The organism is Bacillus sp. CDB3 (assembly GCF_002081505.1).
Taxonomy (GTDB): Bacteria; Bacillota; Bacilli; order Bacillales; family Bacillaceae_G; genus Bacillus_A; species Bacillus_A cereus_AT.
Map to the genome: position 1 here is coordinate 1 of NZ_ALBR01000061.1, position 9284 is coordinate 9284.

Consider the following 9284-nt stretch of genomic DNA (forward strand, 5'->3'; position numbering starts at 1 on the left):
ATTTTACTAATTATATAGTAATAATATTAATATAAAATTTTACTAAATAGTTAAAAAACCCAAAGGGAACCTAAGTCCCTTTACGGGTTTTTTTTATAGTTTTTTTTTATGTTGTTTAGAAATCTTTTTCCATCTATCTCGTTCCGCTCTTGCCAGAGTAATGTTTTGTTTTCTCATAACATATGCCAATTCTCTTTGCAACTTTTTATAACTTAGCAAGCGCTCTACAGGTATAATTCCGTTATCTATAGCACCTCGCACTGCACATCCTGGTTCACCATCATGTTTACAATCTCGAAAGTGGCAAGTATTTGCAAGATCTTCAATATCAGAAAATGTAGTTTGGATTGCCCCGCTTCCTTCCCAAAGCTGAAGTTCTCTCATACCAGGAGTATCAATTACTAAACCACCACTTGGTAATTGGAATAATTCACGGTGAGTTGTCGTATGTCTCCCTTTACTATCTTCTTCACGTATATCTCCAGTTTTTGCTACAACTGTTCCTGTTAATGCATTTAACAAAGTAGATTTCCCTGCACCTGAAGATCCAACTAAGGCAATTGTTTTTCCTAGTGAAACAAATTGTTGCAATGATTCTATTCCGACGTACGCTAAGCTATCAACAACAAATATAGGAACACCGATTGCTACTGCTTCAGTTTCTGCAATTTTTTGTTCCACATCTTCACATAAACTACTCTTCGTTAAAACAATAATAGGCATTGCACCACTCTCATAAGCCAATAGCAAATAACGTTCCATCCTTCTTACGTTGAAATCATGGTTAAGAGCATTCACTAAAAATAGATAATCTACATTCGCTGCTATAATCTGTTCTTCAGTTCTTGTTCCAGCTTCTTGTCTTGAGAAAGAGCTTCTTCGCTGAAAAATCCGATGAATAATCGCTTTCTTTTCATTCTCTATTTTCTTTATATACACCCAATCACCAACTGTTGGATAATCCCCTTTCGTTATTGCTTCATGCCGAAACTTCCCAGACAGTTCTGCCATGTATTCACCATCATTACAAATAATGCGATATATATGCTTATGCTCAAGTAAAATACGACCTACTTCATAATCCTTTTCTACAGCTTGATTTTCAAAAAATGAATCCCAGCCGAACGATTCTAAAATATTTTGTTTCAAATGAATATCCTCCCTAGTTTGTACTAAGTGGAAGGATTGCGAGTTACCTTATATAATATCGCTCTTTCCGTCCACCTTTGTATTTGGTTTATTATTCATATACGTCAATTTCGCCATAATACATCACCCCGTTCTTATTTTAATTACTCTCATTATATGGAATATCCATATAAAAAGCTACCTTATTTAACACAATTTTCAAATAACTTATTTTTTAGCATTCTAATTTGTCCGCGATGACTAATTTCATCTTCTAGCACATGAAACCAAAGGTAGTGCTGATTATACACTACACCATTAGGCCACTGTCTTTCTGACATTAGCCATTTATCATTCTGTTCACTCAAACACTTTAGTGTTTCTTCTCGTACTTTTTGCAACAGTTGTACATAATGCTGTATTTCATGACCACGAATCGTTCTCCCCGCTTCTCCTAAATACAGTGCATCTTCCCATACTTCTAATTCTTCTTTTGTGAAATCACGATTTTGAAATGAAATATGCTGATGTACTTTTTCTATAGCCGCTATATGCTTTAATAAAGCACCAATTGAATTTCCACCACTTGGCATACTTAAATCTAATTGCTCAACTGATAGATTTTCTATTTCCTGTAATGTTACCGCCCTCGTATGCTCCAGCATACTTACTAATTCACCTATATTTTTTGTATAACCATCTACACTTCTTACTCGATAATCTATATTCATATCACGCACCCCTTTCTGCATTCATATTATTAAAAAAGTTATTCATATAATAGACTGAAATATATCGGAATTTTCTGTTATAATTAAATTGAATAAGGAATGTACCCAAACAAACTTTCTCAATATGCTTATATGAAATATTAAAAGGAATCAATATGAAAAAATCGAATCTTATTCACTAAAAGGAGTGGATTCGATGGAAATGTATCAATGGCTAACTGCTGTTCTAGTTGGTGGCATTACTGGCTTCGTTTCCCATCTGATCAATAACCAAGGCAAGTTATTGCTTCCACGCCGTTTAAAAACTTTTTTCCACTTTGGGTTTTTAACCGATATATTGACCGGTTGCCTAGCTGCACTTCTTGGACTCGTTTTATTCGATGTCACCACAATAAAAGAAATTATAAAAGTATCTATTGTAACTGCCATCTCAGGTCAAACATTTTTACTTCATCAAGCTTTAGGTGGTGAACAGGCTAAAAACACGCAAATTGGGAAAGCTGATGAGAAAATTCAAGAAATTGACAAACTATTACGACGTTAATCTATACTTTCTTTAAAAATTATTGTTATAATAAAAAATAAATATTTTCTATTGCGTCGTTTGTCAGAAGAAAGGGTGTTTCGTATGACAAAAAAGAAAATAGAAGATTTCTTAACAAACACCGAAAAAGAGGAACTGCTAGAAAACTATAAATGTTTACGAGAAGCCCGCACAAAAAGCGAAGCTAACTATTTTGGTGAAGCAGTAAACCATCTATTAAATAAAGCTAAAAAACGAATTGTTGATGATGCAGGAATACATGATGAAAATGCAGCAACTGTTCAATCAAAGAGAAAAGCACTGTTTTAGCTAAAACAGTGCTTTTTATTACGGCATTTTTCACATTACTTTCACATCTATCTCACAAACGTATGTACTTCAATATAGTAAACTAGGTATATCCTTTTCCAAGGAACGATATGCCGATATATAAATCCCTATCTCTTTAGGGATTTTTTATTTTTTTGGATTTCCCCGATTTATTTTTAAAGGCTTTATGATGCAATTCCTGTTTCACTATCTTCATTAAGCTTTTCACTTTTTCTAAACAAAAATAAAGCTCCTATATATAGTAAAGCAGTAAAACTACCTACAAGTATAAAATTGTGAGATGCTGCAAATAACATTCCTGCTATTGCCGCTCCAATCATTTGGCCAATATACATAGAAGCATTAGCCAGAGCGGCTCCTGTTCCTCTTGCTATACTAGACATATTTTGTAAGCGCCCCATCATCAATACAAACAAAATTCCTGTCACAAAAAATAAAACAAAGAAAAATAACTCTACAAATATAATGTTCTGTAAATGAGGAAGTATGACATATAGCACTGCTGTAAATACAATTCCACCATAGAACGAAAGGTTATAACCAATTTTATTTACGATTCTCGGCCCAAAAATGTTACCAGTTAAATTTCCTAATCCTAATACGAGCATAGCTGTACCTACTTCATGAACTTGTAAGCCAAATTGACTGGAAAGCCACACACCAAAGAATGAAAATGCTGCAAAATTACCAGTTTGAAAAACAAAATATGCAAAATAAGAAAGTGAAACCTTTGATTCTCTAAGTAATTGTTTATAGCGCTTGAATATATTTTTTTCATTTCCACCTATTTGAACTGGCTGTATTTCTGGTAATGCAACATAAATAAGAACGACAAGTAGTGCTGATAATATACCAATGACGAAGAATGGTGTTGTATAATGTATCGTTGCTAAATATGCTCCAATTGGCAGGCCTAGAATTTGGGAGATTGATAACCCTGCTGTTGCAATCCCAATCGCTTTCACAATTTGCTTCTTCTCTATAAGTAGTGGAATAGATGCCCACACTTGCGGAGATACAAACGCTGCACTTACACCTGCTAAAAATCGAAAAATTAGCATCCATAAAAAACTAGGTGCAATTCCGCACAAAAACGTACTAATTGCGAAAAAAATCATACCTAGTATCATTACTTTTTTTCTGTTTAATCCATCTGATATAGGACCAGCGATTAGCGCAAATCCAGCATATCCTAAAGCATATGAACCAACCATCCATCCTGACAACTCAGTTGAAACATGATACATCTGTTGTAAAGTTGGCAAAAGTGGTGAAATTAAAAATGTATCCGTACCAATCATAAACATTATCATAAAGAATACAGCTAGTACTCTGTTCATTTAGACCTTCTCCTTTTATATAAAAAAGAGGGCACTACCCCATGCCTATCAAGCTAAGCTTATATAAGTTTAATTTTACGTGAGATTTTTCTTTTTTCTAAAGATTCAGTGTAAGTTCTTTAAAGATCTGCATGCCAAATAAACCCTATGGGGGTTCAATTTTTTAGATTACGCTACATGATTGTGAGACATAGAAAAGTTATATACGACGCCTAAGATATCAAATACTGTTTTCTTCTCATACCTATGGGATTTCCCTCCATTTTTCTGTAAGAGTTTGAACAGACGAAACAATATCTTTGTTAAGTCTTGGGTGTCTTTTTGTAAAGATTGATAAATAAGTTGAAAATAATCTTTTATGATATAAATTGCTTTATATTCACTTAATTCTCGTTTCTTCTTGATAAGGAGTAATTGGCGCATTTGAAACATGGTGGAGGAACAAAGAAGGATACTAATTAATTGTCCATATAAATGACATTCTAGTCGTTCTAATTTTACAGAATTACAGTGATGAATACGAAAAAATGATTTCCATGTTTTAAATATCAATTCAATTTGCCATCGTAAGGAGTAAAAATCGTATACCTGTTCCCTTGGTAGATATTCCGAAGGAATATTCGTAATGTAAAAGCACTAAGCCGCTTGCTACGTTCTTTATAGGTGATTTGCTTTTTGTGTTCTTTAGCTGCCAAATCCTTTTGTCTACGTTTCATTTGCGTATCAGTTAATTTATACATAATTAGTCTTGCAGGGAGCTTTTGATACATTCCAATATAAATCTCAGGAATTTCATATGTTTCACCGGATTGTAATTGTTCAATAAATTGTTCCATATCTAGTTGGATATACTCAGATTGCTTTTTTATGGTTCCATTTTGAAAGTATTCGGGCTCTTTATTCTTCTGATATATCCGTGTATTGAGCTTTAATCTTGAAATAAAATAAGCATTACACTTGTCTATAGTATATAGGTCTTTTAAGTCGAAGTATCCTAAATCCCGTATACATACATCGTTCGATTGAAGAGACGTTAAACAATTAGATCCATAAGTTTTATCATTGTGCTTTCCTGATCCTACATGAACATGTAGAAACTGACCACTTAGTAAATCATACTCTAGTTGAATTTTCACACCAGCATTTTGACCACTACCACCTGAACCTTGATATGTAGAAGCAAATTTATCCGGAACCTGAAAATGTGTAGAATCCAATACACGAATACGACGAAAATAGTTTGTATACAGAGTTGTAATTTTGTTAGTGGAACAAAATTGTTGATGAAGTAAATACGCTAGTATTTGTTGTAAAAACTGTGCAGCCTGAGAATTAAAGCGTTGATTGAGTCCTTCTGGACTCATAGAAATACCTGTGTTAGCTTCTAATCGACTACATAATTGTGCCAATGAAGTATGAGCTATATTTTGGCTTAACCAAACACACAGAGCTACTAAATCTTGTGCACGATATTTACTTCTTCGTTGAACAAAACCTATTTCCCTAGCTAATTTCTCTAAAGCATGTGGTGACATATGTCGTTGTAATTCTTTAGAAAACAATTCTAGTTCATCAGAAATCGATAAATTCATATCAAAAACGCCATCCTTTCTGTATACTTCTACAAAAAGAATAGCGTTTTTTTTGTTATATGAATACAAATTTATCTTAGCTAGATAGGCGCGTGGTGCTACCTCTTAAGGGTTTTATTGATGTGTTTGAAAAATCTTGTTACGAAGTAATTTTTTATTTAAAAACCCTACAATTAATTGACGTATTTGCGGATCAATTGTAAGACCAATAATCCCAAATATTAAGCCAGTAAGTATTAAAGCTACTAGCGATGGTAAATTGATTAATACGGTACCATAGATACCGTAACTAATTGCAAATGCTAAGACATTGAATATGATTCCTTTAAACAGTAATTGGAAACCTTTATGAACAAATAAAGTAAATCCTAGTAATAAGGTTCCTTCTGTTAATATAGATGCTACCGCAGTACCTATCATTCCGAATTTGCTTCCTAATACTATATAACTAATAATAGCAACAATTAGGCCAATTGCCATTGTTGTTGTTCGTTTCCATTGTTGTCCAATTGTTGTTAAATTATCAGCAAGTGGATAGTTGATGGATTGTAAAATGACCATAAAGGCCAAAATAGCCAGAGCACCACCTGCTGATGCATATTTTTCACCTAATAAGGTTACAATCCAAAATCTTGGATCAGCAATAAATGGAATAGCAATTCCCATTCCTAAGAAAGACATAAGTTTTAATTCAAAATGTGATAGTTTCCTATGCTCATCAAGTTTTTTTTCATTTCCAAATGCAAATAGCTTTGGATAAAATGCTGCTGCCACAACACCTGGTATTTGATAAAGTACTGACGGTATTCGTGAAGCCACTCCAAAATCGGCAATATCGCTTCGTGAAGCGACTTTTTCCAATATAATCGGTCCTAATTGAGGTAGCAACATAATGATAATACCGTTTATTGTGAAAACAAGCAGCTGATTTAAAATTTTATTGTCCCACCCTTTATGGATGGTTGTATAACGAATAACCATTATAAATGCTATAAGTCCTGTAATAAGACTAGATGCTCCATACATAGCTGCAACTAGCATTATATTCCACTTAAAGGCTATTCCTAATAGAAGAGCGGCTGCAGCTGTCAATCCTTGCAGAACAGAAATAACAGCTGTAAATTGCATACGTTCCGTTACTTGGAAATAAGCCATTCCAACTCCTTGTAAGGTTGCACCAAACATTGTCGGCAGTACGACTAAATACACTGTAGAGCGTAAATAAGGATCCGTATAGAAAAATTGTGCAAAAATGATGAAGGAAATAGAAATTACAACGGCTAATACTAATCTCACTCGTAAATAACTACTTATGAGTATGCTAATATTAGCCTCTTGCCTTGTCCCTTCACGCATAAAGGTATGTGTTAAACCGGCATCTGTAAAATAACAAACAACTGCTGAAACAGCTAATGCAACGATTAACATACTATAGTCGTCTTTTGAAAAATATCTGGCGAACAGAATGGTAGCAACAGCAAGTACAAAGCGAACAATAATGTTACCTACAAATAAATAAGATGCATTTTTAAGGATTTTGTTTGTTTTCATTGAAAATACCTTTCTATTCTTTAGAGTCAACTGTACCTAGAAATAAAGATGCCTCAACGATTTGGATAAGTATTTGAGTAACTAGTTGTATTAAGTCTTAAAGTTTATGATAAATTCCTACTTTTATTTAATTGAATACTTCTAGTTCTTTTGCAATAATAGGTGATTGACATTTATTCCTATCATCTACGACTACCACTTCAACTTATCATAATATTGATTACATCGTTTCCTCAAGGGTTTTTTCACATTATATAACAAAATAGTCAAAATTTATTTTTGTTCTATCATAGAATTTTATTTTTCTATCTTTTTAAAATTTGTATTATATATACAAACCCGTTACAAAAAAAGATAAATATGAGAATCTTTGTATAAGTTTATAGAAAATTAACTCCCTGTTTTAATTTAAACATTGTGAAAGAGATAGATGATTTTTAGAAAGACGGTTTGTGATAAAAAAGTGAATATACTATACAAACAATCTTAAATTGAATTTTAAAAAACGTATTTTGAACGTTATCTCAAGGTCATTGATAGGTAGATACAAATTTATCTTAGCTCGATAGGCATAAAGACAACAAATCACCCCAAAAACGAAAAAATGAGCTCTTGTTAAGGGTTAACTCAAAATTTCGTTCTGGGGGTACTATAAAATTTTAGCTTGATGGCGATGGGGCACTACCCCTCTTTTCAACTAATCTTCTAAAATAGATTCGATTTCTTTCATAATCTTTTTATTCAATGAAACGTCCACTGCTTTTACACTTTCTCTTATTTGCTCTGCCCGTTTCCCACCAGGAATAACAGTATCAATTCCTTCTTTGTTTAATAACCACGCTAACGCTAAATGAGACACTTCTATATTATTTTCATTAGCTATACCTTTTAGCCTTTCAACTTTCTTATAGTTACTCTTATATGTATTTTCTGCAAATAAATGTACACTTTGGCGCCAATCGCATTCATTCAATTTAAAATCTTCTGTATATTTACCACCTAATATTCCAAAAGCAAGAGGTCCATACGGAATAAATGAAATATCTGCTTCAATACAATACGGCAATAGTTCTTCCCCAGCAGTACGATCTAACATATTATAAGGCGCTTGTACAACATCTATATCTCCATATCGATTTGCTTCTTTTAATTGTTCTACACTTACATTTGAAATCCCAATCGAACGAATTTTCCCCTCTTCCTTTAAACGGGTAAGCTCTCCAATTGAATCTATGTAACTTGTTTCAGGATTTGTAAAATGTAAATAATATAAATCAATATAATCAGTTTGTAATCTTCTTAAGCTATTTTCCACAGCATTTCTTAAATAGCTTGGTTCATTGTTAATATACGTTTCTCCATTTAATAACGGCTGAATTCCACCTTTTGTAGCAAGTACAAATTCGTGGCGTTTTCCTTTCAATACTTCTCCTACCAATTCCTCTGATCTACCGAAACCGTATGAATCCGCTGTATCAAAAAATGTAATACCTTGCTGAATAGCTTCTTCTATTAATCGCTTTCCTTCTTCCTCATTCACATCAGTGTATAAATTATGTCCCCCTACTGCATTCGTTCCTAACCCCAACTTAGAAATATTTAGTCCTGCCTTTTGCAATTTTGTGTACTTCATTTTTTCTCCCCCTATATTTCTATGTTATAGTGCAAATAACTTAACTTATACGAGCAGGTGAAAAAATGCGTACACTCTATCATCCAAATCGAGAAGAAATTCAATTCTCTTCCGTCTTATATGCACTTAGCGATCAAATCCGTTTACAAATTGTAAATATGTTACTTGAGAAAAACGAACAATCTTGTGGCTCATTAAACATCCCTATCGCGAAATCAACTTTATCTCATCATTTCAAAGTTTTACGTGAATCAGGTGTTATGTATACACGCCTTGAAGGAACACAACGTTTCATTTCAATTCGTGAAGAAGATTTAAATACTCGATTCCCTGGTTTATTAGATGTTGTAATACATGCGACAGAACCATACTAAAACACATCTACTACTACTACTACTACTCTACGTAGTGTTTAACGTTACGTTTGTTAAATTT

8 protein-coding genes and 1 pseudogene are annotated in these 9284 nt (G+C 33.2%); 3 read left to right on the plus strand and 6 right to left on the minus strand.

Annotation, left to right across the window (positions count from 1 at the left end; genetic code table 11):
• Positions 1 to 93: 93 nt before the first annotated feature.
• Positions 94 to 1149 (minus strand): ribosome small subunit-dependent GTPase A, encoded by a 1056-nt coding sequence (rsgA, locus tag CDB3_RS14360; RefSeq protein ID WP_128854957.1) that lies wholly within the window; start codon positions 1147 to 1149, stop codon positions 94 to 96.
• Between the two features lie 182 nt (positions 1150 to 1331).
• Positions 1332 to 1859: a DinB family protein gene (locus CDB3_RS14365; protein ID WP_128854958.1), complete on the minus strand. Its 528-nt coding sequence runs from the start codon at positions 1857 to 1859 to the stop codon at positions 1332 to 1334.
• A gap of 196 nt (positions 1860 to 2055) precedes the next feature.
• Between CDB3_RS14365 and CDB3_RS14370 the strand changes: the two genes are divergently transcribed.
• Positions 2056 to 2403, plus strand: a complete 348-nt coding sequence (locus CDB3_RS14370) for a DUF4257 domain-containing protein (protein WP_070141977.1) — start codon at positions 2056 to 2058, stop codon at positions 2401 to 2403.
• An 84-nt stretch (positions 2404 to 2487) separates the two neighbouring features.
• On the plus strand, positions 2488 to 2712 hold the full coding sequence (locus tag CDB3_RS14375; protein ID WP_000162605.1) for a hypothetical protein: 225 nt from the start codon (positions 2488 to 2490) through the stop codon (positions 2710 to 2712).
• Between the two features lie 185 nt (positions 2713 to 2897).
• Here the strand turns inward: CDB3_RS14375 and CDB3_RS14380 are convergent, their stop codons facing one another.
• The 4 genes and pseudogenes from CDB3_RS14380 to CDB3_RS14395 all read right to left on the minus strand — a co-directional run bounded on the left by CDB3_RS14380 (position 2898) and on the right by CDB3_RS14395 (position 8849).
• The gene (locus CDB3_RS14380; RefSeq protein ID WP_128854959.1) at positions 2898 to 4073 is read right to left on the minus strand and encodes an MFS transporter; all 1176 of its coding nucleotides are present in this window, start codon (positions 4071 to 4073) and stop codon (positions 2898 to 2900) included.
• Between the two features lie 168 nt (positions 4074 to 4241).
• Positions 4242 to 5665: pseudogene (locus tag CDB3_RS14385) on the minus strand (IS4 family transposase).
• A 114-nt stretch (positions 5666 to 5779) separates the two neighbouring features.
• Complete coding sequence (locus tag CDB3_RS14390; protein ID WP_128854960.1) at positions 5780 to 7216, minus strand: oligosaccharide flippase family protein; 1437 nt, start codon at positions 7214 to 7216, stop codon at positions 5780 to 5782.
• Positions 7217 to 7913: 697 nt separating this feature from the next.
• On the minus strand, positions 7914 to 8849 hold the full coding sequence (locus CDB3_RS14395; RefSeq protein WP_128854961.1) for an aldo/keto reductase: 936 nt from the start codon (positions 8847 to 8849) through the stop codon (positions 7914 to 7916).
• A gap of 65 nt (positions 8850 to 8914) precedes the next feature.
• Here CDB3_RS14395 and CDB3_RS14400 point away from each other — a divergent pair, with 65 nt between their 5' ends.
• On the plus strand, positions 8915 to 9223 hold the full coding sequence (locus CDB3_RS14400; protein ID WP_071769951.1) for an ArsR/SmtB family transcription factor: 309 nt from the start codon (positions 8915 to 8917) through the stop codon (positions 9221 to 9223).
• The last annotated feature ends 61 nt before the right edge of the window (positions 9224 to 9284 follow it).